This window comes from Streptomyces sp. NPDC059255, from assembly GCF_042752355.1.
GTDB lineage: Bacteria > Actinomycetota > Actinomycetes > Streptomycetales > Streptomycetaceae > Streptomyces.
The window spans coordinates 13,143-36,166 of record NZ_JBHYZP010000029.1 but is presented as its reverse complement, the minus strand read 5'-3'; the positions used below and the strand labels follow the sequence as shown (position 1 = coordinate 36,166).

Below are 23,024 nucleotides of genomic sequence, written 5' to 3'. Positions count from 1 at the left end.
AACTGGAGACAGGGGGACGGGGTCAGCGAAGACGGCGGGGACCAGCCTGCGGGGGCTGCGGGGGTCGCCGCAGGGGCGTCGGCGGGGTGGGGCGCCGTTCGGCGAGGGCGCGGACGCGGTCCTCCAGGGCGGAGGCGACCTGCTGGGCGGGGAGTTCACGCTGGGTGTGGCTGATCAGCCGGGTGCCGTAGGCGGGGACGGTCAGCGAGAGGTACTGGCGGGGCACCGGGCTGGTGTCGGCGAGGGCGCGGGTGAACGCGCTGATCAGGACGGGCGGGGTGTGTTCCCGGAACATGGCCTGCCAGACCGGCTTCTGGGACGGACCGAGCGTGGTGGTGGCGAGCCACACATCGCTTGCCTCGGTGGCGATGTGCTCGAACTGCACCTTCCCGTCGGGCGAGAAGATCCCGTCCGCGCCACGGACGGGTTTCCACCCGGCGTCCAGGAGCGGCTCGTAGGGGTCCGTGTCGGTGGCCAGGCTGGTGGCGGGGTCGGTCAGGGCGTCGGTGACGGCCGCGACGGTCTCGACGGGAGTCTGGCCGCCGAAGGTCATGTGCCAGGCGGGGCGGCCGTGTCCGGCGGTGTGGTGCAGGGCCCACCACTGCAGACCGTTCGCCGGCTCCAGCCGCAGGAGGGCTCTCTGGTCGGGGCTGGAGAGCAGGACCCGCGGCATCAGGGGGTCGTTGCCGTGGCTCCAGCCGCAGGCGCGGTGCAGGGGGACGGTGACCCAGGCCGGATCACCACCGCCGGCCAGATGCCGCGGCGCCACGAAGTCGACATCAACCAAGTCGGGACGGCTGGGCACCTGTCACCTCCGCACCGTGGTCGCCCTGACCGGAGCGGCGACGGCGGTCGGCGACGGGGAAGACGTGGAGCGGCCGGGCTGTGCGGCGGCGGTGTGGATCTCGCGGATGACGTGGCCGTGGGTGGCCCAGTCGTCCAGGTAACTCCACGCTTCGCCGTGGTACTCGGCGAGCGCGTCGTCGAACACCTCGCTGCCCGGCTTGGCGTCGGCGGGCAGACTGTCACGGGTCGCCAGCCACTGCTCGTGCAGGGCATCGAGCTGCCCGAGAGCGTCACGCAGGGTGCCGAGCTGCCACACCCAGCGGTGTTGCACCGCACGGCCGGGCAACGAGGCGAACTGCTTCTCGGCGGCTGCAAGAAGATGCTGCGCGCTGTCGCGGACGGTCTCGAACGCGTCGGCGGTCTCACGGTCCCGCCGGGCGGCGCGGAGCCCGTAGGCGTGGGGGTCGTGGGGCCAGCCGTCGAGGTCGGTGTGCTCGTCGGAGTAGGTGTCCCAGGCGTCGTGGATGGTTCTGCTCTCGCGCAGGAAACGGTCGAGGGACGAGCGCTGGGGATCAGGCATCGAGGGAATGAGGGGGTCCTTGGGGCAGACGGCGGGGGACGGGGCCGGCAGGGGTGTGGTGCGGTTCAGCGCCGTATCGGCGTGGTCGTACGCCCCGGCTGCGCCGGCGCCACGGCGGTGGTCGGCTTGTGGCGCTTGGCGGCGCGGGCCTGTGCACTCAGGGCGTTGAGGCGGGTGGTGTGAGCGTTGACGACTTGCTGCGGGGTGAGTGGACTGCGCTCGTGGGTGGCGCTGCAGTGGGCAGTGCGGGCATACATTTCGCGCTGGAGCGGGGCGGTGTCGACGAGCGCGGTGACGAAGGTGTTGACCAGATGGACGGGGGTGCGGCTGTTGAACCAGGCTGACCAGATTCGGCGACCATCGGGATAGCCGTAACCGCGTTCGTGGGCCACGACGCGCCAGTCCATCGGCTCGCTCCGGTCGAGGGGGTATGGCTCGACGCGGCACATACCGTCCGAGGAGCGCACAATCCCCTGGTCGTCGGGGAGCCAGCTGGCGGCGGTCAGTGTCTGCCAGGGGTCGGGGGCCTCGGCCGGGGGCGGGGTGTGGAGAGCGTCGGTGAGACTGCCCAGGATCTCCCCCGGCAGAAGCTCGCCGAAATGGGCGTACCAGCCTGGACTGGTGTCGGTGGGTTCGGCCCGTAGCACCCACCAGTCGGAGGCGTATGGGTTGAAGCGCAGGCTGGTGCGGTGGTCGGGGCTGTGCAGGACGATCTTCGGGCTGAGCGGGTCGGAGGAGGCACGGGTCCATCCGGCGGCGGCGAGTCCGTGGGTGACGTGGCGGGGGTCTCCGGGACCGGCGAGGTGGCGGGGGCTGGTGTCGAACGGGATCTTCCACAGGTGATGGTCGGCGAACTCGGTGATCTGCCGCTCACTCACCGGCATCCGCGGCACTCCGGGGTCAGTACAGGCACAAGGCTCCTTGGAGAGGTGGAGGGCGGGGCTGGGGTCAGCGGCGGGCGCGTGCGCGCCCGGTGGTGGCGTGAGGTGGGGCTGTGGTGCGGGGGCGGCGGGTGCCGGGAGTGCTGAGGGCCCAGGCTTCGGAGCGGGCGGCGGCGATCCGCGCCTGGCGCCAGGCCCGGAGCTGGGACGGCAGGACGGACACGGCCCGGGCCCGGATCTGCGTACCGCGGGGGACGTGTCCGTGCGGACGCATCACGGGCTTCGGGTTCGCGAGGGCTGCGGCGAAGGTCTGCACCAGGTGCATCGGCGTGGTCGCCGTGAACACTGCGTCCCAGACCCGGCCGTGGTCGCCGCGGGTGCTGGCCCACCAGACGGCCTCTCCGTGGCTGGACTGGTGGTAGCGGACGAAGGCGTTGCCGTCCGGGCTGCTGGCGGTCAGGTGTTCACCCTGGCTGGTCTGCCAGCCGTGATGCACGAGCGGCGCCCACACGTTGGGCGCCCGTGCGGGACGCGGACGGGTCAGCGCGTCGGTGACCCCCGCGACGATCTCGACCGGAACGGCACGCGACATGGTCGCGTGCCACGCCTCCTGGGTGACGGTGGCCCGGCCGCTGATGGTCCAGCCACCGGGCTGGACGAACGGGTCGTACCCCAGGCGCATACTCCGGTCGGGGCTGTCGAACACGGTGGGACCGCCGGATTTCGAGCGTTCCTTCCAGCCTGCGGCGCGGAGGTATTCGGTGACGTGGCGCAGGTCGCCTCCGCCGGCGAGGTGGCGGGGGTGGACGAGGTAGTGAGGCTCGGCCTGTTCACCGGCCCGCCAGCCCCAGGTGCGCTGCTTGCGTCTCACCGGTGCCGCCGGACAATCAGCGGGCCGGGCGCCGCAGGCTTCACCGCAGGTCCGGCCGGAGCGGTGCTGAAGTCGGCGAGGGCTTGAATGTGTTCGTCGAGGTCGAGGTGGACGTCGTGCAGGTCGTTCGCGGCGCGGGCGAGGGCGAGCGGCACCTCCGGCGGCAGGGTGCCGTTCTCGGCCTGGGTCTTGGCGATGGTGCTGCTGGTGGCCATGAGATGGGTGAGGCGGCCGAGGACACCGTCTTCGGTGCCGACGGCCCGTGTGATGACCTGGGTGGCCTCGGCGGGCGGGAGGTGGGAGAGGCGGTCGGTGAGCTGGCCGATCTGACGGGCGATCTCGTCGGCCAGCCGTACCGGATACGGGGTGGGGCGGGTCATGCTCCTCCTGGACAAGGCTGGAATCAGAAAGAAGTCGTGGTCTTCCGCCGCCCGGGGCACGACGGGGAGGTCACGGTGTGGAAGCCGGCGCTCGGGGCAGGGCCGGTGCCTGAGTCGCCAGAAAAGGTGGTGCGCCAGGCGCACCCATGGGTTCGTCGGTCAGCAGGTGTGCCCGCCGTATGGGTGATGGGTTCGCCGGGGGCTCCTGCGCCGCCACAGAGCGGCGGGTGGGTTGCGATCATGGGTCATGCCCGTGGGGATCCTTTCCGAGAGAGCACGGGCAGTGACGGGAGCCTCGTCTGGAGTGGCTCCCGCAGTGACGGGAGCCTCGTGTGGAGGGGCTCCCGTCACGCTTCCATCGCATCAGGACACGCCACCCAAGACCGACGAGAACGGAAAGACTCCACGTCGCGGCCCACCAGGCGCACCACCGTTCAGATCCAGGGGGACACCCGTCACGGAACGCGCCGGGGCGGGGTGGCCCGGTCCGGGGCGGCCGGCGCGGGGTGCTGGCCGATGTGGTGGGTCTGGTGGCCGCGGACTGCGCGTACGGCCTGCTGGTAGGCGGCCTCGTCGAACACCTCGGGCGTGCAGTTGGCCTTGCATCCGGCGATGAGGAGCCACGGGATCGCCCGGGACGCCAGACGCTTCTGCTCCTCGGGGTCGAGGTGTGCGGGTACCTCGTGCCAGATGTAGACGGGTCCGCTGGTGCGGACTTCCTTGCGTTCCAGGCCGAGCAGGTCGAGCATGTCGAGCAGTTCGGCCGGGGACCCGGTCGCGGTGTCGGCGATGATCGTGTCCGACAGCGGCTTGCGGTAGATCTCGACGTCGGTGCCTTGGTCGTCGGCACGGTTCCCCATGGGTACTCCTGGGTGCGGTTGGGCGTGGGGTGATCAGTGCGGTGCACGACGCGGACCGGCCGGGGGCGGGGGCTTGGGCAACGCAGTGAGCCTCCGCCAACTTGAAGTCGCTGGTCAAAGGGCTGGTGTGCCGGTCTGTCGGAGTGCTCATGCTGGTCGTGGGCATCAGTCTGCGGAGAAGATCGTCTGGCGGGGCGGTTGGTTCGCCGGTTCTTGCCCGCTGCGGCCGGACGGCCTTCTACGATCCTGTGCATGCTGGATCCCGAGCTGCTGGAACGGATCACCGCACGACGTGTGGAACTGGACGAACTCGAAGAGCAGCTGGTCAAGCAGCTGGCGGAGGTGCGGGCCGAGCGGGACGAACTCGTCGTCGCCGAACGTGTCTTTGAGCGGGTGAGTGAGCAGCTCGCCGACGAACGCGCCTCGACCGTCCCGGCTCCCGGGCAGGTGGGCGGCCGAGCGGTGATGCTGATCCCGCACCGCGAGCCGGGCGTGGAGGAAACCATGCTCCCGCCGGACTACCAGCGCATCCTCGCCGCCGTGCGACAGGCCGGCGGACCGGTCATGACTCGGCAGGTCGGCGAGATGCTGGGAGTGGACGTCAGCGTGCGGTCCAAGCTGGAGCCGCTGCGGGGGAAGCTGGTAAGACTGACTGACCGCGGCTGGCTGCGGAAAATGCCCGACGGCCGGTTCACCACCCGCCTATGACCGGTGACGCAGCCGCCTGATTGGCTTTGTTCCACGAGAACGGGCCCTGACAGCGCCGGTGCTGGGGTGAAGCTGCCGGGGGTGCTCGGTGACCGGAGCTTTCAGGCGTCTAAGGTCGCGTCCATGACGAGGACCACGCCCGCGCGCCCTCTCGATGTCGAGGCGCTCTTCCCGGAACTGGCCGCCTTTCGGGGAACGACAACTCGGCTCCATCCACGGCCGGGCAGCCCAGACCTTTCGGCCAGTTCCGTGGGCGGTCCTCTGCTGTGGCCGGCGGACGAGCTGTGGCCGGTGTGCGGCGAGGCACACGGCCGTGGGTGTGGTCGACGCCCGGCTGATATCCGTCGCTATCGGGAGGTTCTGGCTTCCGCATGGGCCCGCGAGCAGGCTTCCGGCCCGACGGATGAGCAACGGAAGCTCCTGGGCGAGCTGCACCGGGAGCACCGGATCCCCGGGGCATCCGAGACCGACCCGCTGCCGATGATCGGCCTCGCGCAGCTGTACCGGCGGGATGTGCCAGACCTGCCGGCAGGGCCGAGCGACTGCGATCTACTTCAAGTGTTCTGGTGTCCCTTCAACGCGCACGGCCCGGGCCGGTATGACCTGGAGCTGCACCTGCGTTGGCGGCGGTCGTGGGAGGTCGGCGAGGCGCTGACCGTGCCGCCGCAGCCGCTGGTCGTCGGGTCCGATAGCTTCGTACCCGAGCCCTGTGTGCTGCACCCGGAGCAGGTGGTCACCTACCCGTTTGCCGGCCTTCTGCCGGAGGAACTGTGCGCCCGGATCGACGCCTGGGAGGAAGCCCTTGAAGAGGAAGCTGAGCAGTCGGCGGACGAAAGCGCGACAGAGCCGCTCGGATACCAGTACGACTTGTCCATCCCGCCAGGCTGGCGCGTGGGCGGCTTCGCCTCCTGGCACGCGACCGACCCGTATCCCATGGATTGTCCGACCTGCACGACACCGATGTACCTGCTGTTGACCATCGACAGCTCGGAATGGGACTGCGGCAGCGGCAGCTGGAAACCGCTGGAGGACCAGAACCAGCCCACTCACCGTTGTGCCACTCCCACGGAGGTCACTGTGGGCCGCTGGGGTGAGCTCAACGTATTCGCCTGTCCCAACGAGCCCGAGCATCCGCACCGCTGGAGCATCCAGTAGCTTGTCGTGCCCCTGAGGAAGCGCGGCGAGCGTAACCTCCCTGCCCCCAGCGGCTGTTGGAATTGTGTGACGAATACCCAAGAGCGCGCCGAGGACACCTGCCCGCTTGTCTACCAGTGCCGTCTGCCGCTGTCCACGCGCACGGTCAATCACCTCGCCGATCTGCTGCGGCGCCATCTGAAGGCGATTCGGTCCAGGTGGCGGATCCTGCCACCGGGGAAGATCGCGGTGGTCGTGCTGGCCGTACTGCGCCACGATCAGCGCCTGGCCGACATGGCCGGCGGCAACGATGTGTCCGAGTCCACTGTCCGCCGCTGGCGCGACGAGCTGATCGGATTGCTTGCCGCCCAGGCCCCGCGCCTGGACCGTGCTCTGAAGAAGGTCGCCAAGCAGGGCGGGGAGGTGGTCCTGATCGACGGCACCCTCATACGCACCAGGCGGCGCACCGGAAAGGCCGACCGGCGGAACTACTCCGGCAAACACCACAGCCATGGCCTGCACTTCCTTGCCCTGACCGACGAGAGGGGCCGCCTGATCTGGATATCCACCGCCCGGCCCGGCCGCACCCACGACAACACCGCAGCCCGCCACGACCACATCCTGGCCCACCTGCGCGCCGCCGGCCTCGGGGCGTTGGCCGACCTAGGCTTCCGCGGCCTGGACAACGACATCCTCGACCCCGTGATCGTCACCGGCTACACCGCCAGCCGCACCCACAAACTCACCCCCGGCCAGAAGAACGCCAACCGCGTCCTTGCCGTCGGACGTGCACCAGTCGAGCACGGCTTCGCCCACCTCAAGAACTGGCGAACCCTCACCAAGCTCCGCACCGATCCCGGCCGCGCCACGCGCCTCCTGCGCGCTCTGCTCGTACTGACGAACCTCGAAGTCAACCGCTGACGGATGTGAGGCCGCGTCGTCTGAAAGCTGAAAGTCACTCAGCGAAGGTGAGTGAACGAAGGTCAGTGTCCAGTATTCGGATCAACTCACCAACCCGTCCGCCACCGCTTGGCGCCGCGGGGAAACGTTTGAGTACGTCAACGAGGATGGGCGTCGCACGATGCGCCGTCTGCTCAAGGTGCCCGGCGCCAACGCTCCGATCGTCGTCGGCGACGAGTTCGGCTGCTCTGGCCGCATAGGCGCCAGCTCCGAGAATGTGCTTGACCTGGGTGGCCTTCGCCAATGGATGCAGGTAGGCGGCGCCCGCTGCGGACATCGCTGCCCACGCTGCCTCTCGCGCAGCCGCAGTGTCCGCGCTCTTGGCTGCCTTGAGGGCCGCCGACGCTGTGTCGCGTAGAGATTTTCCGCGTTCGCCGCCCTGGGCGAACTCCCACGCGGCACTGACAGCGTCTCGAGGCCGCGAGTCGCCCGGCTGATCGGCCTCAAATATCTTGAGTACCACCTCTGCACACGTTGCGGCGAACGCGGCGACCTCACGAAGGTCCTGCTTGCTCAGAACGATCTCGCTCACTTCCGCTGTCATCTTTTCATCTTCCATGACTGCGCTGGGCGGTTGGGGCGGCTCGGGGCCGCCCATGCCGGCTAGCTCCCAACTTAGTCGGGATCATAGAAGGCCGCCCGGCCACAGCGAGCAGGAACCGGCCGGCCGACCATCCCGTCAGACGATCTACTCGGCAGACTGCCGCCCACGACCAGCGTGAGCACCCGGAGGGCCGGTCACACCAGCCCTGTGACCTGCAACTTCAAGTTAGCGGAGGCTCAGTGACGTCGCGCCGTCTGTCGTGGGGGGCGATGCGGTCGGCTGTCCGGACCTGGACGCTGAATCCGAGCCGATCCAGCCGCCGGGCGGTGCGCAGCACGCGGTGGCTCGCGGCCAAGGCGCTGACGGTCCGGGGCAGGAAGCACTGGCCGGAGGCGGGATCGAGGTGGAAGCCGCCCGCCGTCAGCAGCTCGTACAGGGCGCGCGGGTAGACGGTGTTCACATGGGGCCTGCCGCCAGAGCTGAGGACGATTTCCACGGGCAGAGCGGGTCCGGGACTCGCCTTGGTCTGTACCCGCACGGATGCCACGCGGAAGGCGAACAGCTGACGGCGCCTGATGTCGGCTGCGGCCCGCACGGGGTCCGCGGCGACGGTGATGGCCCTGGGAGCCGTGACACCGACCGCGTCGGCAGGACCGGTCCCCGCGGGCAGCAGAGGAGAGACGACGAACTGGCCGGTGCGGGTGGGGTGTTCGGCTATGTAGAGCTGCATGCCGTGCCGCGAGGTGAGGACCGAGCGGTGAGCGCCCTGGCCGTACGCGGTGTAGTTGAGAGGGCCGGTGTCCCACAGACGGTCGCCGGCCGGATCAGCGTCCAGGGGGATGGTATGGCCGTCGGAACTCCAGCCGCCGGGAAGCCGTATGCCCACAGCCTTGGTGAATCCGCGGAGCCCGTCACGGGCCACGGCCTCCTTTCGGACGGCGTGCCGCCTCGCGGTCCGGTCGGCCGCGTCACCCGTGGGGCTGGCTTCCAGGCCGGCGTCGAGGCGGACGCTGTGTCCGCCGGCGAGCAGCGCGCGGGCGGCGGCCGTGGCCGCCAGGCGCTGCTGTTCCCTGGGCAGGCCGGGCGGCAGGCGGTGGTAGCGCCCGCGGGGGCCCGGAGTACGGAGGAAGCCGCCCGCCGTCTGCAGGATGGCGTCCGTGGCCCGGGTGCCGCTGAGCGCGAGGACCAGGCCGGTGCGCGGATCCTGCGTGATCGTGACATGCCCCCGCACCGGCCCACCGGACGCGGCGCTGTCCCCTTGCCTCATCGCATCCGGGCGGTCGCGGACGGCAAGGGCGCTGCCTTCGCGGCGGTGACGCCGGGCGCGGACCGCGCCGCCCGGTGCTGGAGCGTGACGGTGATGCCCTTGGCGTCGAGCTGCTCGCCTGCCGCGCGTACGGATCGTGCCTGGGCGGCGCTGTCGTCACCGCTCAGCCGGTAGCCGCCGGTCCCCTCGTCGTGGACGAAACCGTTCGCGACCAGCACGTCGGCCGCCATGTCACTGACGCGAGCGGCGGCGAGAGCGCCGTCCGGCTGCCACGCCAGAACGACCGCCTCGCTTTGAGACGCACGGGCGGTGCCGGGAGTGGGGAAGGGGTGGGTGGCGTTGTGGCGGACCTGGGCGAGCGCGGCCTCGTAGCGGACCAGCAGATCGTCGGTCACCAACGCGGCGCTCAGGAAAGGGTCGTCCCCCACGGAGATGCCGTCCGGCTCGCGGACACCGCGGAACGCCTCGTCGGGGAGGTCGCGGGGGGCGAGGGCGGCGATGAGGAACCCGCCGAGGTCGTCGTTCCAGTCGAGGACGATGAGCTGAGCACCGTCCTGGCGGGTCAGCACGGCCGCCTGCCGCAGCGGACGCTGCGCGAGCGCTGCGGCGACCTGGTCCATGTCCCAGATCCGCTCGGCGAGTGCGGCGAGATCATCCTTGTGCGCGGAGGTGTGATGGGTGCTGGTCCAGGTCTTGTGGAGTTCGCCGGCGAGGACGTCGGCGAACGAGGCGAGACGCCCGGAAGCTTCGTAGTCGTGCATGGATTCCTTGGTCAGATGGGGCGGGGTCAGCGGCGCGGACCGGCTGCCAGGGGCGGTGGAGGCGGGGCCGGCACGGTGCCCGGACCAGATGGTGTCCGGTGTCCGGCGCGGCGGTACTGCGGGTGTCCGGCGGTCTGGTGGGCAATGACGGGCGGCGCGGGAACGGGACGGCCGTACGCACTGGAGCGCCACGCTGTCGCGGCGGCCATACCTCCGCGCTGGATGGCGGCCTGTTGCGTGCGGTGCGGCCACTCGCCCCTCAGGGCGTATGTCTTGAGCCACGGCATGGTGCGGCGCTCCCCGTAGCGGTGGGAGCGGGCGAGGCGGGAGCGGGCAGCGGCGACGGTGGAGTTGGTCGAGCGGGCACTGGCGGCACGTCCCCTGTGCTCGGCCCACAGGAGGGAGCGGGCTCGGCGGGCGCGGGCTGCGCGGATCGTGGCGGCGAGCGTGGTCAAGTCCAGTTGGTGAGTGGGCAGATGAGGGCGTTTGGGTGACCTGGCGAGGGGGGCCCCGTCAGCAGAGGATTTGCTGTGCGGTGGCGCGGACCTGCCGGCCGGTGTGCGAGTGGACCGGGCGACCCGGCGCGTGGCCGGGGCACGCGGTCGGTTCGTGAATACGGAGGATCACGTGAATGTGCCCTCGGCGTGGATGAGCTGGTGGAGGTCGCCGGCAGTGGTGATCAGGGACCGTTCGCGCACCAGGTCGGCGTGGACGGTGATGTCGCCAGGTGGCAGAAGCTCCATCGCCGTGTCGATGGCGGCAAGGGCCTCGGCGTAGCGGCCGAGGCGGCGCAGGGCGCCGGCCCGGCGGAAGAGCACGATCGGATCGGTGCCGGTGTCGAAGGGCGGCCGGGCACTCAGCGCGAGAAGCCGGCTCGCGCCCTGGTCCAGGTCCTGGCCGAGCCACAGGCCGTGCAGCAGAACATGCAGGGTTTTCGCGTGCGTTCCGGCCTGGTCGAGGACCTCGTCCATCAGGTCCAGGCCCTCAGGGCGGGACCGGCCCAGCAGGGCGAAGGCGTACAGGGCCCGGCTGTAGCAGTCCAGGTTCTTGCGCGTGGGCTGCGGGAGCTGTTCGACCAGGGCCTGGATGCTGGAGCAGCGGAAGTCGTAGCGCAGGGCACTCAGATACAGATGCCGGAAGGTCTGCGCGGTCAGCGGATCGAGGCCGCCGTCGGTGACCCGGTCCGGGCTCAGCAGGCCGAGGACGCTGTGCCCGGTGGCCCGGGCCGTCCAGGCGGCATCCGCGCACACCTCGGCGGACTCCCGCCAGCCGGCGTCCAGTTCGCGCAGATCACCGGCCAGCCGGCCCGGCCAGGACCGGTCCGCCGTGTTCACGGTGGCACGTGCCCGGGCGCGCAGGAGGGCGGTGCGGCGCTCAAGGCTGTTCACCGGCCGCTCCGGGCGTCGGCGACGTGGACGAGCTGCCCGAGGGCCGTGACGGTGTACCAGCCGCAGTCGACCAGCGCCTCGTGTCCGGCGTGCTGGGGCAGGAGGTGGTCCTCCATGGCCCGCAGGTGGATCAGGCAGTCCGGGCACCGGCGCTGCAGATGAACCATGTACCGGGGGTGGGCGGTGGTATAGGACTGGGCGCCGCCGGTGGCGTCGTACAGGCGCCACCCGTCCTCGTCGGTCGTGGTGTGCCAGGACGGGGCGACCACACGCATCGCATCGCCCCACAGCTCCCCGGCCACCACCCCCTTGAGGACGACGACCTGGTCACCGGGCTGGAAGTGGCCGTGGGTGATGTCGCGGACGGGGGTGAGCGGGTCCGGAGTCGGTGCGAACGATGGGGTGTTCGGGGGCAGGACCATACGGGTTCCTTCCACGCAGGGGCGGGTGGCGGTGGAGGAACAATGGTCCGGAAGAACGCCGGTTTGGCTAACCGGCGATCCCGGGCTATGGTCCCCGCCGTCACCGGAACGGGTTCTCCGTCCCGCGGTCGCCCTCGCCCGCCGCGTCGAGGAGTTCGGGCAGGTCGCCACCCTCCGCGTCGCGCCTGTCGATCCACCATCCGGCCCGCGCGATCATGCGGGCCCTTTCCTCCAGTTCACCCCAGTCGGCCTCGTCCCAGGCCCCCTCGGCGACGAGGGCGATGTGCGCGGCGGTCATCAGCTGGTGGCGGGAGCGCTCGCCCCATTCCAGGGTCCGCTCGGGCCCCTCCAGCGGCGGCATGTCGAACTTCCGCGCCCACTCCGCAGCGGCCTGCTGTTCCTCGGCCCGCCGACCGGCGAGCCATTGTTCCTTGGACTCGGTGTCGGCGCCGCGGGCGGCCTTCCAGCAGTCGGTGCAGTCCCGGCCGGCGAGCCAGCGGGCGAATCCGGCCCGCCGGTCGGCGGGCCGGTCGGACAGGTCATGGACGAACTCGTGGCCGCAGGAATGCTCGACAGTCCAGTTCGTAGGGACCCCCGGGGAATTCCGTTTGATGGGCGCTACGTTCGAGGTCGGGCTGCTGGTCTGGGGCTTCAAATCGAGTGCCTTTCGTTGGCGGTTGGGGTGGTGGCCTGCGTCGTCTCAGCGTGTCCTGCGGATGGCGTTTGTGGCCGCTGTGGCGATGGCGGCGGGAGCGCTGGAGGGCTGGGGCAGGTGCAGCAAGGTGGTCCCCGGCAAGTGGTGGGACTCCGCGGTGAGGGTGAGCTGGAGTACGGCGCAGCCGGCGGTCGTGAGCTGCTTGACGCGGGTGAGGGCTTGAGCGGTTTCGTCGCTGCGGTACCGGGCGTCGGTGACGATCACGAGGAGGCGGCCGGCGCCGGGGCGGCTGAGTTCGAGGCCGTGGTCGAGCGCGTCCAGGGCATTGGCGAGGTTGTGACTGCTGCCGTTGGCGCCGAACGTTGTCACGCGCTCCGGTGCTCGGTGGGTGGGTCGGGTCAAGGCGGTCAGGTGCTTGTCATAGGCGATGGTGGCGGTGAGGGAGTCGGGGTCGGTCAGGGCTGCTGCGCGTGCCACGATCCAGGCGGCGGACGCGACGGGCGCGCAGGCGGCATGCATGGAGGCGGAGACGTCGACGGCGATACCCACACGCAGCGGTGGGGTGGGGGAGTTCCGGCGGCGGGTGTGGGTGAACGGTTCCGCGGTGGGGACCGACCCGGCCGCGCGCTGGGCGTCGCGGGCGAGGGCCGCGCGCATGTTGAGGCGGCCGGGCGGGGTGGGGCTGGTGGTCCGCTCCTCGGTCCGCTCGCGGTAGGCGGCGGCGCGCAGGGCGCGGCTCAGGCGCGCGGCGGCACTCTGCTCGGCGGCGGTGGGCCTGCGGGTGCCGGTGACCGGGTTGCCGTAGGGCGCAGGTGTGCCGTCGGGGTTGACGGTGGTGCCACGGGTGTTGAAGACGCTCTTGGCGGTGGCGGCGGCTTTGCGTCGCTGGCCGGCCCGCTGGGCGCGGTCCTGTGCCTGCGCCTTGGACTGCGCGGCCTTGGCGTTGGTCGCTGCGGCCTGTGCCGCGAGGTCGGCGGCGTCGGTGGCGGCGGTGCTGTCCATGACGACCCCCACGGCGCCGGACAGCAGATCGGTGAGGTTCTCCGGCACGGGCAGGGCGGGGGCCGCGGTGTCCAGAGCGTCGCACCATTTCTGTGCGTGCGCGAGCATGGTCGTGGCGTCGTGGTCGGCGCACTGATGGGCTGCGGTCCAGATGCGGGTGAGGGTGGCCAGCAGGTCTTTGCCCAGCACCTTTTCGCACAGATCGGCGACGGCCCGGGTCTCGCCGGCGTCCAGGATGCCGACGTCACGGCGGCCGAGGACCAGGGCCGCCACGCCGGCGGCGTGCTCGATGCCCTGGAGGGTGGGGTGGGCGATGTCGGGCATGACCAGGGTTCGGGCACTGGTGCGCAGGTACGCGCGGTCCGTGGGCCGCCGGTTCAGGTGTGCGCCTTCGACGCGGCTCTCCTCCAGCAGGAGCGCGGCCTCGACGACACGGGGGTCCGCTCCGGCAGGCTGTGTCCAGACGGAGTGGGCCGCGTGCGCGGCCTCGTGGACGAACACTCCCCAGGCGGCGGGATACCGCTCCTCGTCGCCCATGATCCGCGGATGGATCTCGTGGGGCTGGAGGGGGGCGAACAGCCGGGCGTCGAACTCGACCTCGCCCAGAGTGGGGAAGAACGCGGCCGGTGCGCCGCTGCGCGTGCCGGGGCGGCAGGTGACGAGGAGGTCCTGGCGGCCGGAGAGGTCGACCAGCCGGTCGCCGAGTTCGGCTCCCACGCGCAGCCACGCGGCCGGGGAGGAACGGGGTTGCGCGGGCGGGGCGCCGTCGTCGTCCCAGCGCGCGAGGTCGGCGTCGTCGTCCCGGGTGGTGGCAGGGGACTGGACGTGGTGGTGGGCGCTCATCGCGAGCGGCCCCGGTGTGCGGAGCCGGTGCTGCCCGGGGGCTGCCGGACGGCCGAGGCGGGGAGCTGCTTGCCGAGGGTGAGGGGCGCGATCTTCTTGACGCCGGCAGCCTTGATGACGGCGGCGGCGACGGTGTCGCGATCCTCCACAGGAGCGATGCCGACCAGGTTCGCCAGCGCGGCCCTGGTGCCCAGGACGGCCTCCGTCTTCTGGTAGCTGAGCAGCTCCCGCAGCTGAGGGGCCCAGCCCAGCTCACCCAGTTCAACCTGGTGGGCGAGGTGTCGGGCGACCCGGACAACCCGTGCATCGATCCTCAGCGCCAGGGCGAGGTCATAGTCCGTGCCGATCTGGATCTGCACGCTGAACCGGCTCGCGAGCGCCTCCGTCAACACCGCGCCGTGGACGCCGGGATTGTGGCCCGCCACCACGTAGAAGCCCGGCTCGGCCTTGATGGTCTCGCCCTTGTGGGCCTTGACCTGGATCTGCCTGCGCCCGTCCATCGCGGGATACAGCGCCGCCAGGACCTTCGGTGAGATCAAGGTGGCATCGTCGATCAGCAGGGCGCGGCCCTCGGTCATCGCGGTGACCAGCGGACCGTACTGGAAGACGTAGCCTCCGCCGTCGGCCTGCGTGTACTCGCCGACCAAGTCGCCGACCGTGGTGTCGCCGTCACCGGCGACGGTGAGCAGGTCCGGGAACGCCGCCTCCACCAGCGACGTCTTGCCGGTGCCCGGAGGGCCGTAGAGCAGCACCGGCACATCGGCGTCGCGCAAGCGATTCAACGCCTCGACGTCGGGCAGATCGGCCAGCTCCCGGGGGTGGTAGACCTGGCCCCCCGCGCGGCGGATCGGGCCGCTCTGCTTCGGCGTGGCTGCGGCGGTAATGGTCGTGCGGGCCGTGGCCGCCTGGGCGCGGGGAGAGTGGGTGCCCGGTGGGCTGATCACAGCGGTCTGCGCGGCTGCGGCGGTTTTCGCGTTCGCGCGGAACTCCGGTTGTCCGGTTCCGCCTTGGTCGGCCTCGCCGCGTCGCACCAGGGTGAGGGCGGCGTTGCGGACGGCGCCGTGGGAGTGGCCCAGCTGCCTGGCCATGTCCCCGATGGTGAGCGTGTCCGCCGGCCGGTCGGCCAGCAGTCGGGCCACCTTGGCCCGTAGTTCGCCGCCCTTGGTGCGCGCTGGACTGGTAGGCGTTCCGGGTGTGGACAAAAAACGAGGCCCCTTCAACAGGTGTGGGTGCGGGCGGGGTTGGCGATGCGCTGGAGAGGCTGGCCGCTCTCGGAGTGGATCACGGACTGTGCCGACATCGCCGACCGGGCCAACCGGGGCGTACCGTCGGCGCTCACCGGCCGACCGAGGGCTCGGTCCAGGCGCAGGGGATGGCCGACGACGAGCAGCTCGCTGGCTGCCGAGCAGGCCCGTGCGTCCGCTCCGTACCGGGTCCCGCCGCTCGGCAGGCACAGCCGGGCGTCTCTTCGAAGCCGTCCTGGAGCAGGATCCGCCGGGCGGCGGCGTTGTAGCCGGTGGTCGTGATCTCCCCGGTGATGGCGTGCCGGATCGGCATGAACGGCTCCGCTGGAACTTCGGGCAAGACGGAACTCCTATCGGTGCTGGCGGGCCTCACCGCCCCGCAGCTACCTGACTCGCCTCGCCCGTTCTGATAGCCGGCTGTACCAACAACAACCATGGATCAATCTCCTGAAAACGTAAGTAATAGGTGGGGGCTGGCTGGGAGGTGTGGTGGCCGTGCTCAGCGGCGTTTCACCGATGGTGCCGGTGTCGCCGGGGTGGTCCCGGCAGCGGGTGGCGGGGCGGGCGTGGATGTGCTGGTGGTGACCGGAGGGGGCCGAATCGGCGCCCGTGTCTGGGCTGCGAGGAGGGCTTGTGTGGTGAGTTCGGCTGACAGTTCTTCGGGCAGGAGGCGGATGTCCTCGATCAGTTCTTCGAGGCGGATGGCGTACGAAGTCAGCGTGGCGGCGGAGTTGGGGGCGCCGTGTTCGTCGCACCAGTTGGCTGCGCTTTCGAGGAACTGGTGGATGCGGGGGAAGGCGCCGTGTTCGTCGTCGACGGTGTGGTCGAACACCTCGGTGAACCGGTCGAGGCCGGGGGCGTCTTGGAGGGCGTCGGTCGCGGCGCGGACGGAGACTCCGGAGTCCGGCGGCTGCTCGTACCTGTCGCGAGCAGCTTGTGCGGGTGTCTTCCTCGGTAGCCAGCGGGGCTTGCGCCGGGAGCCCTCGTACTCCCAGTAATCAGGCGGGGTGACGGTCATGGTGGAACTTCCTTGGGCGGGAGCGGGCGGGTGTTCTACCGGTTGTGTGCGGGGGCTGTGGTGCGCGGCGGCGGTGCCGGGGGTGTGGTGTCCACGGCGGGGCGCGCCCGGATCTGCGTGGTCGCGGGGGTGCGGTGGGGCGGCAGGACGGCAACGCTCGCTGCGAGGTCTTCGGCCGCGTCGTGGACTTCGTCGGCGAGGAAGTCGAGCTGCCGGCTGAGGGCGTAGAGCCGTGCGGCGCTCCGCTGGCCCTGCACCGTCTCCAGAGCCTGCGCGAACTGCGCCGCGGCGTGGAGGAGTTCCTCCACGCGGATCAGAGGACCCGCGGCGTGGCCACGCTGGGTGGCGGTGAGGAGAGTCTCCGCGACGTCGCCGGACGTACGGGCTTCGACGACATCCCGCAGCAGGTCCTGCAGGGACACCTCGGGAGCGGCGGGCGGCCGGTTGAACCGCGAGGGGGCATCCGGGCGCAGGACGCCGGCCGGAACCGGCCGGGGCAGGGCCTGACCCGCCGCGTACTCATGGGCGTAGTGCCCGATCACTTCCCAGCCGGGCGCGTCGGGGTCTCCGGTGAGCGCGATCACGGTCGACCTGTCGTCCTCGACCAGATAGGCCAGCGTGATCAGTCGGCCGTCCGCCGAGTACCAGGACTCGATGAGGTCCAGTTCACCCCGCCTCTGGGCGGCGCGGGCCCTCTCGGTCCACCTCCGCCGCTCCTCACCGGCGAGCGCAGGCTCGGGCTGGTGGTGCTGGTCGGCGAGGGCGGCGGCGATCGTCCCGTGCTCCGCCCAGGCGACCAGGTGAGGCCACAGGTCCCTGCGCTGTGAGCGTTCGGCCGGGGAGCCGGGCACGGCGGGCCGGTCGATGGCCCGGTGGATCTCGGTGACAGAGGCGGCGAGGCCGTCCAGCACGGTCCGCCACGCGGTGACGTGCCGGGCGGGCGGCAGGTCCTCCAGCGCACGGCGGGCTGTGTCGAGCAGCGCGTCGGCGTACGCGGCGAGATGGCGGGTGTACGCCACGACGGCCGCCCGGTCGCGGCGGTCGAGGGCGGCTTCTGCGGCGTCCGGGCGAACGGTTCGGCCGTGCCGGTCGCGGGTCAGACCGAGCGCGGTCTCGCTCTCGCCGCGGATGACAGCCATCCGCAGCCCGAAACCACGCGCCCAGCCCGCGAGGTCGAGAATCGCGGACCCGCCGCTCGGGGGCACCGGGTCACTGCTGGCCGTCACCGGGATCGTCCGGAGGCCGGGGCATTCAGGTGAACGGTGGGGGCGTAGGAAGGCTTCGGCGGGACCGGGCCGGCGGACGCCGTGTCGTGCTGTGTCGTTCGGCCGGCGGAAGCCCGGGCGAGACGGCTGCGCCGCTCCAGAAGCCCGTTCCGCAGAAGCGGAGGCGGCGGGCCGGGCGAGGCGGCGGGGTCGAGAGCGACGTCGGCGACCACGGTGAATCCGTGGCGGCGCAGATCGTGGACGGCCTGGCGGGTGCGGCGGGCTCCCTCCCGATCGGGCTCGGCGAGCCGGAACAGCCCCGGGGCGTCGGGGACCGGCTCGAACTGCTCCCGGGTGAGGTACCAGTGGGCGAGGTGACCGGACACGGACGGCGTGGCGGAGGCGACGAAACCGTGCTCGGGATGAGCCCGGAAAACGAAGTGGGTACGGGGATCCAACAGGGTGTATCTCTCCTGGCGATGACAGTATTGAGGCAGGTCAGCGGCGGTGTGTGCGGGGCGGCTCAGATGCGGGAAGGGCCGGGGGCTGGTGCGCGGCTGCGGCTGTGGGCCGGTCCTGGAGCAGGAGCCGTTCACCGTCGATGAGCCAGGTCTCGATGGCCGGCCACATACGGGCGCTGCGCTCCTGGCGGGTGAGCGGGGTGTCGCAGACCAGAACGGCTTCGGCGTCGGTCAGGGCGGACGACAACCGGGCGATGATGTCGGCGTTCCCTGGACGCGTAGCGGGCGGGTACTGCTCAAGCAGCGGGCGCCCGTGGTCCAGGACGGCGAGGAAGTCCTGCCAGGCTCTGGTCAGGAACTCCTCGGTCCTGGTGCCGAGCGCTTCGATACCGACCGGCGTGGCGGTGCTGTACCGGGTGGAGGCGACCAGGGCTTTCCAGGCGCGGAACTCGGTCCGGATGCGGTCGAGCGCGGAAGTGACCTGGATGGTGCGCCGGGCGTGCAGGGCCTGCTGGTAGGCGGGCAGGAACCGGTCGGTGATCCCGGCGGCCAGATCGGACTCTTCCGCTACCAGGCTGGCCGGCGCAGTCGCGTCCTGGTAGTTGTCGTCGAAGCCCTCGGAGGAGAACGCGCCGACCACATACCCGGTGGGGTGCCCGGGGCGTTCGATGAGCAACAGTTCGATTCCCGCGCCGTTGTTCAAGGTTGCGGCGTAGGGAACGGAAGCCGCCCGGGCGGCTTCCATGAGTTCGCCGGAGTCCCACAGCCAGGCCACCAGGTCTTCCTGCCACACGGGCTGGCTGTAGACCGTCACCGACGCGTTCCACGTACCGGGCAACTGCTCGGCGAGGTGGTCGGCGATGTCACCGAGGTAGCGACGGGGGCTGGTGGCCACGGTGATCTGGAGGCGCTCAGCCGTACGGATCAGATCCGCCGCCGCGGCCTGAGCCTCACCGGCCGTACTCGGCGGCAGAAGGTAGGTGCCGTTGTCACGACGCTGGAACCCCGAGGATTCCAGGGCGGGCTGCGCCCAGTGGTACTTCTCACCGTGGGCGAAGGCGACGATGCCGGTGTCACGGCGGTGGAAGAGCATGATCTGCGTGGCGGAAGAAGTATGCATGAAAGGTCCCGTCGGATGAATACAAGGGGATGGGGGCGGTTCGCGTGAGCGCTGGACCCATCGGCGAAACGTGAAGAAGCTCCCGGTACCGGCCGCAGACGGCGGCTGCATCCGGGCGGCACGCCGCCCGGTGGTTCTAGCGGCGCCGCGCAGCACCCGTCTCGGCCTTCGGCGTGGTGGCCGAGACAGCGGTTCTGGTCGGTGCGGTGCGCGCGGGAACGATGACCGGCGCGGGTGAACGGGGGGTCCACCGGTCCGCGCAGTTGGTGAAGACGCTGCACGGGTCGGTGTTCCAGTTGACGACCGGGCCGGCGTCTTCGTAGGCCAGGCTGATCACTTTAGGGCTTGCCAGGAAATAAGTCGTTGCTTCCGGCTTTGGGGATCGTTGTTGTGGTATGGGGAGTGTGGAGGGGATCGAGGCCGTGCTGGCCGCGAAGTTCGAGATGTTATTGCCGCATCTGGACGAGCGTCAGCGCCGCCTGGCCATAGGGGCGGAGGCACGGTCGCTGGGGCATGGCGGGATCAGGCTCGTCGCCCGTGCGGCCGGAGTCCAGGAGGGCACGGTCTCTCGCGGGGTGGCCGAACTGGAGTCCGGCCAGGGCCCGTTGGGGCGGGTCCGTCGAGCGGGCGGAGGCCGGAAGAAGGCGACCGAGCTGGATCCGGGACTGCTTCCAGCCCTGCTGGCTTTGGTCGAGCCTGACGAGCGGGGCGACCCGATGTCGCCGCTTCGCTGGACGACGAAGTCGACCCGGAACCTGGCAACAGAACTGACCAGCCAGGGCCACCGCGTCTCCGCCGACACCGTCGGCAACCTGCTGCGGGAGGAAGGCTTCAGCCTGCAGGCCAACGCCAAGACCGTCGAAGGCGCCCAACACCCGGACCGGGACGCCCAGTTCTGCTACCTCAACGAGCAGGCACGAGATCACCGGGACGCCGGAGATGCGGTGATCAGCGTGGACAGCAAAAAGAAGGAACTGATCGGCAACTACAAGAACGCCGGTCATGAGTGGCGGCCCGCCCAGCGGCCCGTGAAGGTCAGCACCCACGACTTCCCCAGCCAGGCCGAGAAGGCGATCCCGTACGGGATCTACGACACGGCCGCGAACACCGGCTGGGTCAGCATCGGCACCGATCACGACACCGCGGCGTTCGCCGTCGCCTCGATCCGCCGCTGGTGGCAGGCGGTCGGCCGGCACGACTACCCCCGAGCCCGCCGACTGCTGATCACTGCTGACGCCGGGGGCTCCAACGGCTACCGCACCCGCGGCTGGAAAACGCACCTCGCCGACCTCGCCCGCGAGACCGGTCTTGAGATCACCGTGTGTCACCTACCGCCCGGCACGTCGAAGTGGAACAAGATCGAGCACCGGCTGTTCTCCCACATCACCATGAACTGGCGCGGCAGGCCCCTGACCAGCCATGAAGTCATGCTCCACACCATCGCCGCGACCACCAGCCGCACCGGCCTGACGGTGCACGCCGAACTCGACAACGGTCAGTACCCCACCGGCATCCAGATCAGCGACGAGGCCATCGCCGCCCTACCGATCAGCCGCCACCGCTTCCACGGAGACTGGAACTACACCTTCGCCCCCGCCAGTCACCCACCGCACCCGGACCGTTCCCGGCAGGGCGGGACGTCAGCCGGCGGCTCTCACCCCCTCACGCCCTATGACCTGCAACATCCGGATCTGACCGGCATGACACGCCAACGACTCAGCGACCTCATCGGCACCCTGATGCCCGGGCTGGAAGAGCGCCGTGAACGAGCCCGCCACGCAGCCCGCGGTGGATCACGCCGCGTCGCCCGCGGGACAGGACGCAAACCCACACTCACCCCCGCCGACCAGATCCTGGTCACCGTCCTCTACCTGCGAAAGCACTCTCTTCAGGAGCTCCTCGGGCAGCTCTTCAACACCACCGCCATAACCATCAGCCGCGCAGTCAAAGACGTCCGCCCGCTCCTGGAAGCACACGGCGTCTGCATCCCCGCCTCAACAGCCCGTTTCCGCACACCAGCCGACATCGCCAGATTCCTCGGCCCAGACAACTCCAAGATCAAACCAGCGTGTTGATTCCTGGCAAGCCCTTAATGCCGTTCGGACGCAGGACGTACCCCCACTGGAGGTTCTGGTCGGCTGCGTGCTCGTGGGTGACCGTCATCCGTGCCGGCGGGGAACCGTCAAGGGTGATCGAGTGGTCCAGGGTGCTGCTGGGCCATCTCCGGCCGCGGGTCAGCGTGGTGACGAGTTCGGCCGGTGCGCCGTCGAGGAGGTCGGTGCCCAGTGTTTCCCAGCCGACGGGGACATCGTCGATGAGATGCCGCGCCATGGCCTGATGGTCGCGGGCGAACCGGTACTGGTAGGCGGCCAGGAGCAGGGGCAGCTTCGCGTTCGGCTGCCCGTCGAGGTGGACGTATATCCCGGCGTAGCCGCTTGGGGTGGGCCGGGCGATGAAGGAACGGATGGACAGGAGGGCCTCCGGCGGGCGTTGCGGGTTAGCGGCCGGGCGCCTGGCCGGCGGGCGGGGTACTCGGCGGGGCGGGGGGAAGACCACCCGATACCCGGATCGGCCCCGGCGGCTGGCCGGCCGGCGGGGCGGGCGCGGGGTCGTATTCGGCGCGCAGGACGGCGAGGTCGGCCTGGTGGGCGAGGGCGAGTACGGACAGGCTGCGGCTGGCCGCTTCCATGAGCATCTTGGGCGGATCCCCCTTCTCCGCATGGCGGTGGCGGTCGCCCCACCGGGCGATGGCCGCCAGGAGTTCACTCACCGCGTTCAGTGCGGGCTCGGCGCAGTCCAGCAGGTGCTGGGTGACGGCGCTGACCTCCGCGGGAGTCTTGGCCGCGGCGAGGGCGGCGAGATACGGCGCCGTATCCGGCACCGGCAGCGGCGCGTCCGGCAGCGGGTGCTCGGCGAGGAACTGTTCCGCGTCCCGCGCCGCCCAGCGAAGAAGGTCATCCCGGGTGGCAATGCCGTAACGGGCGGCGGCGATCTGCTCGGAGGTCCGGCCGACGTTGTCGTACAACTCGAAGTCAGGATTCTGGTGCATGGTGGTGTGTTCCTAGAGGGAGGTGCTCGGTGCGGGGGCCTGGGCGTCGGTGCGGCGGCAGCCGTAGCCCAGGAGGCTGGCGCGCCCCGGGGCGTCGGGGACGGCGGCGGCGTTCGAGCAGGTGAAGCGGTAGGCGAAGGCCGGGCTCGGGCTGGTGCCGAGCCAGGCACGGTCCTCCTTCTCCGGAACGATCTGCAGCCCCGGCACGGTCGCGGCATCGTGCTGGGTGTGCGTGTGGGAGAAGACGACCAACGCTCCCGTCGCGGTCTTGAGCGCGTAGGCGTCGGCGAACTCCGCCGGCGCCGCGGCGAAGCGGGTGGTGCCCCTGGGCCCGAACTTCCCGATGGTCTCGTCGTGGACCGTGATCTGCCGCCGGGCGGACTCGGTCGGCGCCAGGAGCTTGCGCCCTGTGCGCTCACCGCCGGTGACGAAGTTGTCGGCAACAGCCGAACGCAACACCCCGAGCGGGGTCGCCAGGGTCTTCGTCGCGGCGTCGACCGCGGTGGCGTAGCCGTCGGCGTCGAGGACGACATCCGGAAGGTCCTGCGGATCATCGACGTCGATGGTGGCGACCATCTCCCACCCCTTCGACCTGGCGTCCTCGGCCAGGACGAGGACGCGGGCGAACTGCTTCTTGCTGCCGGCCCGGGTCACGGCGGCGAACCACCGCTGCTCGCCGGGCCCCAGGCGCGGGATGTAGAGGTCGGTGGCCGCGAGGTCGTACGCCCACGGCCGGTAGGGTTCGCGGTCCGCCGCCGGCAGGGCCTGGTCCTGCTTGAGGTCGGCCAGGGACATCGCGTAGCGGGGTCCGCCCTCGACGGTGTCGAGGAGCACACGGTTCTGGCTCATCCGCGCGACGTTGTTGATCCTCGAATAGGTGGTGAT

At 70.8% G+C, this 23,024-nt stretch carries 27 protein-coding genes; 4 read left to right on the top strand and 23 right to left on the bottom strand.

Annotated features, from left to right (window positions below; genetic code table 11):
- Positions 1 to 22 precede the first annotated feature (22 nt).
- The 6 genes from ACFXKG_RS28485 to ACFXKG_RS28460 all read right to left on the bottom strand — a co-directional run bounded on the left by ACFXKG_RS28485 (position 23) and on the right by ACFXKG_RS28460 (position 4,358).
- A complete protein-coding gene (locus tag ACFXKG_RS28485) occupies positions 23 to 805 on the bottom strand; it encodes a DUF317 domain-containing protein (protein WP_384845026.1) in 783 nt (260 codons plus the stop codon).
- A 3-nt stretch (positions 806 to 808) separates the two neighbouring features.
- Positions 809 to 1,366 carry a hypothetical protein gene (locus tag ACFXKG_RS28480; RefSeq protein ID WP_384845023.1) on the bottom strand — a complete coding sequence of 186 codons (558 nt, stop codon included), beginning with the start codon at positions 1,364 to 1,366 and terminating at the stop codon, positions 809 to 811.
- Between the two features lie 65 nt (positions 1,367 to 1,431).
- Complete coding sequence (locus ACFXKG_RS28475) at positions 1,432 to 2,250, bottom strand: DUF317 domain-containing protein (RefSeq protein ID WP_384845020.1); 819 nt, start codon at positions 2,248 to 2,250, stop codon at positions 1,432 to 1,434.
- Between the two features lie 64 nt (positions 2,251 to 2,314).
- Positions 2,315 to 3,118, bottom strand: coding sequence for a DUF317 domain-containing protein (locus ACFXKG_RS28470; protein ID WP_384845017.1), 804 nt, complete (start codon positions 3,116 to 3,118; stop codon positions 2,315 to 2,317).
- Positions 3,115 to 3,498 (bottom strand): hypothetical protein, encoded by a 384-nt coding sequence (locus ACFXKG_RS28465; RefSeq protein ID WP_384845014.1) that lies wholly within the window; start codon positions 3,496 to 3,498, stop codon positions 3,115 to 3,117. The genes ACFXKG_RS28470 and ACFXKG_RS28465 overlap by 4 nt, the downstream gene beginning before the upstream one ends.
- A gap of 455 nt (positions 3,499 to 3,953) precedes the next feature.
- Positions 3,954 to 4,358 carry a hypothetical protein gene (locus ACFXKG_RS28460; protein ID WP_384845011.1) on the bottom strand — a complete coding sequence of 135 codons (405 nt, stop codon included), beginning with the start codon at positions 4,356 to 4,358 and terminating at the stop codon, positions 3,954 to 3,956.
- 252 nt (positions 4,359 to 4,610) lie between these two features.
- Between ACFXKG_RS28460 and ACFXKG_RS28455 the strand changes: the two genes are divergently transcribed.
- The 3 genes from ACFXKG_RS28455 (at position 4,611) to ACFXKG_RS28445 (ending at position 7,121) form a co-directional block, all read left to right on the top strand.
- Positions 4,611 to 5,066, top strand: a complete 456-nt coding sequence (locus ACFXKG_RS28455; RefSeq protein ID WP_384845008.1) for a hypothetical protein — start codon at positions 4,611 to 4,613, stop codon at positions 5,064 to 5,066.
- A gap of 123 nt (positions 5,067 to 5,189) precedes the next feature.
- Positions 5,190 to 6,221: a hypothetical protein gene (locus ACFXKG_RS28450; protein ID WP_384845005.1), complete on the top strand. Its 1,032-nt coding sequence runs from the start codon at positions 5,190 to 5,192 to the stop codon at positions 6,219 to 6,221.
- A gap of 66 nt (positions 6,222 to 6,287) precedes the next feature.
- Positions 6,288 to 7,121 carry a transposase family protein gene (locus ACFXKG_RS28445; protein ID WP_384845002.1) on the top strand — a complete coding sequence of 278 codons (834 nt, stop codon included), beginning with the start codon at positions 6,288 to 6,290 and terminating at the stop codon, positions 7,119 to 7,121.
- A gap of 34 nt (positions 7,122 to 7,155) precedes the next feature.
- Here the strand turns inward: ACFXKG_RS28445 and ACFXKG_RS28440 are convergent, their stop codons facing one another.
- The 14 genes from ACFXKG_RS28440 to ACFXKG_RS28375 form a co-directional block, all read right to left on the bottom strand.
- The gene (locus tag ACFXKG_RS28440) at positions 7,156 to 7,704 is read right to left on the bottom strand and encodes a putative immunity protein (protein ID WP_384845281.1); all 549 of its coding nucleotides are present in this window, start codon (positions 7,702 to 7,704) and stop codon (positions 7,156 to 7,158) included.
- A 220-nt stretch (positions 7,705 to 7,924) separates the two neighbouring features.
- Positions 7,925 to 8,935, bottom strand: a complete 1,011-nt coding sequence (locus tag ACFXKG_RS28435; protein ID WP_384844999.1) for a hypothetical protein — start codon at positions 8,933 to 8,935, stop codon at positions 7,925 to 7,927.
- A 32-nt stretch (positions 8,936 to 8,967) separates the two neighbouring features.
- Positions 8,968 to 9,732, bottom strand: a complete 765-nt coding sequence (locus ACFXKG_RS28430) for a hypothetical protein (protein ID WP_384844996.1) — start codon at positions 9,730 to 9,732, stop codon at positions 8,968 to 8,970.
- 26 nt (positions 9,733 to 9,758) lie between these two features.
- Positions 9,759 to 10,187 carry a hypothetical protein gene (locus ACFXKG_RS28425; protein ID WP_384844993.1) on the bottom strand — a complete coding sequence of 143 codons (429 nt, stop codon included), beginning with the start codon at positions 10,185 to 10,187 and terminating at the stop codon, positions 9,759 to 9,761.
- A 168-nt stretch (positions 10,188 to 10,355) separates the two neighbouring features.
- Positions 10,356 to 11,120 carry a hypothetical protein gene (locus ACFXKG_RS28420; RefSeq protein ID WP_384844990.1) on the bottom strand — a complete coding sequence of 255 codons (765 nt, stop codon included), beginning with the start codon at positions 11,118 to 11,120 and terminating at the stop codon, positions 10,356 to 10,358.
- Positions 11,117 to 11,542 (bottom strand): hypothetical protein, encoded by a 426-nt coding sequence (locus ACFXKG_RS28415; RefSeq protein WP_384844987.1) that lies wholly within the window; start codon positions 11,540 to 11,542, stop codon positions 11,117 to 11,119. Before ACFXKG_RS28415 ends, ACFXKG_RS28420 begins: the two co-directional genes overlap by 4 nt.
- Positions 11,543 to 11,642: 100 nt before the next feature.
- The gene (locus tag ACFXKG_RS28410) at positions 11,643 to 12,080 is read right to left on the bottom strand and encodes a hypothetical protein (protein WP_384845278.1); all 438 of its coding nucleotides are present in this window, start codon (positions 12,078 to 12,080) and stop codon (positions 11,643 to 11,645) included.
- Between the two features lie 162 nt (positions 12,081 to 12,242).
- Positions 12,243 to 14,042, bottom strand: a complete 1,800-nt coding sequence (locus ACFXKG_RS28405; protein WP_384844984.1) for a hypothetical protein — start codon at positions 14,040 to 14,042, stop codon at positions 12,243 to 12,245.
- Positions 14,039 to 15,181: an AAA family ATPase gene (locus ACFXKG_RS28400; RefSeq protein WP_384845275.1), complete on the bottom strand. Its 1,143-nt coding sequence runs from the start codon at positions 15,179 to 15,181 to the stop codon at positions 14,039 to 14,041. The genes ACFXKG_RS28405 and ACFXKG_RS28400 overlap by 4 nt, the downstream gene beginning before the upstream one ends.
- A gap of 196 nt (positions 15,182 to 15,377) precedes the next feature.
- Entirely contained in the window at positions 15,378 to 15,599 is a 222-nt protein-coding gene (locus ACFXKG_RS28395) for a hypothetical protein (protein WP_384845272.1), read from the bottom strand.
- Between the two features lie 186 nt (positions 15,600 to 15,785).
- Positions 15,786 to 16,304: a hypothetical protein gene (locus ACFXKG_RS28390; RefSeq protein ID WP_384844980.1), complete on the bottom strand. Its 519-nt coding sequence runs from the start codon at positions 16,302 to 16,304 to the stop codon at positions 15,786 to 15,788.
- A 35-nt stretch (positions 16,305 to 16,339) separates the two neighbouring features.
- The gene (locus tag ACFXKG_RS28385) at positions 16,340 to 17,530 is read right to left on the bottom strand and encodes a hypothetical protein (protein ID WP_384844977.1); all 1,191 of its coding nucleotides are present in this window, start codon (positions 17,528 to 17,530) and stop codon (positions 16,340 to 16,342) included.
- Entirely contained in the window at positions 17,527 to 17,967 is a 441-nt protein-coding gene (locus ACFXKG_RS28380) for a hypothetical protein (protein ID WP_384844974.1), read from the bottom strand. Before ACFXKG_RS28380 ends, ACFXKG_RS28385 begins: the two co-directional genes overlap by 4 nt.
- Positions 17,968 to 18,007: 40 nt before the next feature.
- The gene (locus ACFXKG_RS28375) at positions 18,008 to 19,090 is read right to left on the bottom strand and encodes a hypothetical protein (RefSeq protein ID WP_384844971.1); all 1,083 of its coding nucleotides are present in this window, start codon (positions 19,088 to 19,090) and stop codon (positions 18,008 to 18,010) included.
- A 395-nt stretch (positions 19,091 to 19,485) separates the two neighbouring features.
- On the opposite strand from ACFXKG_RS28375, the gene ACFXKG_RS28370 reads away from it, so the two are divergent.
- Entirely contained in the window at positions 19,486 to 21,165 is a 1,680-nt protein-coding gene (locus ACFXKG_RS28370) for an ISAzo13 family transposase (RefSeq protein ID WP_384844968.1), read from the top strand.
- Here the strand turns inward: ACFXKG_RS28370 and ACFXKG_RS28365 are convergent.
- The 3 genes from ACFXKG_RS28365 to ACFXKG_RS28355 all read right to left on the bottom strand — a co-directional run bounded on the left by ACFXKG_RS28365 (position 21,149) and on the right by ACFXKG_RS28355 (position 22,988).
- Positions 21,149 to 21,421, bottom strand: coding sequence for a hypothetical protein (locus tag ACFXKG_RS28365; protein WP_384844965.1), 273 nt, complete (start codon positions 21,419 to 21,421; stop codon positions 21,149 to 21,151). The two genes, ACFXKG_RS28370 and ACFXKG_RS28365, sit on opposite strands and share 17 nt — an antisense overlap.
- Before the next feature lie 166 nt (positions 21,422 to 21,587).
- Positions 21,588 to 22,139: a hypothetical protein gene (locus ACFXKG_RS28360; RefSeq protein WP_384844962.1), complete on the bottom strand. Its 552-nt coding sequence runs from the start codon at positions 22,137 to 22,139 to the stop codon at positions 21,588 to 21,590.
- A 12-nt stretch (positions 22,140 to 22,151) separates the two neighbouring features.
- On the bottom strand, positions 22,152 to 22,988 hold the full coding sequence (locus tag ACFXKG_RS28355) for a hypothetical protein (RefSeq protein ID WP_384844959.1): 837 nt from the start codon (positions 22,986 to 22,988) through the stop codon (positions 22,152 to 22,154).
- Positions 22,989 to 23,024 lie beyond the last annotated feature (36 nt).

Excerpts from the sequence above, each read along its gene's own strand:
- ACFXKG_RS28440 (WP_384845281.1), bottom strand. The coding sequence starts at position 7,704 with ATGACAGCGGAAGTGAGCGAGATCGTTCTGAGCAAGCAGGACCTTCGT.
- ACFXKG_RS28460 (WP_384845011.1), bottom strand. The coding sequence starts at position 4,358 with ATGGGGAACCGTGCCGACGACCAAGGCACCGACGTCGAGATCTACCGC.
- ACFXKG_RS28415 (WP_384844987.1), bottom strand. The coding sequence starts at position 11,542 with ATGGTCCTGCCCCCGAACACCCCATCGTTCGCACCGACTCCGGACCCG.
- ACFXKG_RS28355 (WP_384844959.1), bottom strand. The coding sequence starts at position 22,988 with ATGAGCCAGAACCGTGTGCTCCTCGACACCGTCGAGGGCGGACCCCGC.
- ACFXKG_RS28475 (WP_384845020.1), bottom strand. The coding sequence starts at position 2,250 with ATGCCGGTGAGTGAGCGGCAGATCACCGAGTTCGCCGACCATCACCTG.
- ACFXKG_RS28430 (WP_384844996.1), bottom strand. The coding sequence starts at position 9,732 with ATGCACGACTACGAAGCTTCCGGGCGTCTCGCCTCGTTCGCCGACGTC.
- ACFXKG_RS28395 (WP_384845272.1), bottom strand. The coding sequence starts at position 15,599 with ATGCCGATCCGGCACGCCATCACCGGGGAGATCACGACCACCGGCTAC.
- ACFXKG_RS28360 (WP_384844962.1), bottom strand. The coding sequence starts at position 22,139 with ATGCACCAGAATCCTGACTTCGAGTTGTACGACAACGTCGGCCGGACC.
- ACFXKG_RS28480 (WP_384845023.1), bottom strand. The coding sequence starts at position 1,366 with ATGCCTGATCCCCAGCGCTCGTCCCTCGACCGTTTCCTGCGCGAGAGC.
- ACFXKG_RS28375 (WP_384844971.1), bottom strand. The coding sequence starts at position 19,090 with ATGCATACTTCTTCCGCCACGCAGATCATGCTCTTCCACCGCCGTGAC.
- ACFXKG_RS28450 (WP_384845005.1), top strand. The coding sequence starts at position 5,190 with ATGACGAGGACCACGCCCGCGCGCCCTCTCGATGTCGAGGCGCTCTTC.
- ACFXKG_RS28465 (WP_384845014.1), bottom strand. The coding sequence starts at position 3,498 with ATGACCCGCCCCACCCCGTATCCGGTACGGCTGGCCGACGAGATCGCC.
- ACFXKG_RS28390 (WP_384844980.1), bottom strand. The coding sequence starts at position 16,304 with ATGACCGTCACCCCGCCTGATTACTGGGAGTACGAGGGCTCCCGGCGC.
- ACFXKG_RS28405 (WP_384844984.1), bottom strand. The coding sequence starts at position 14,042 with ATGAGCGCCCACCACCACGTCCAGTCCCCTGCCACCACCCGGGACGAC.
- ACFXKG_RS28455 (WP_384845008.1), top strand. The coding sequence starts at position 4,611 with ATGCTGGATCCCGAGCTGCTGGAACGGATCACCGCACGACGTGTGGAA.
- ACFXKG_RS28370 (WP_384844968.1), top strand. The coding sequence starts at position 19,486 with ATGGGGAGTGTGGAGGGGATCGAGGCCGTGCTGGCCGCGAAGTTCGAG.
- ACFXKG_RS28365 (WP_384844965.1), bottom strand. The coding sequence starts at position 21,421 with ATGGCGCGGCATCTCATCGACGATGTCCCCGTCGGCTGGGAAACACTG.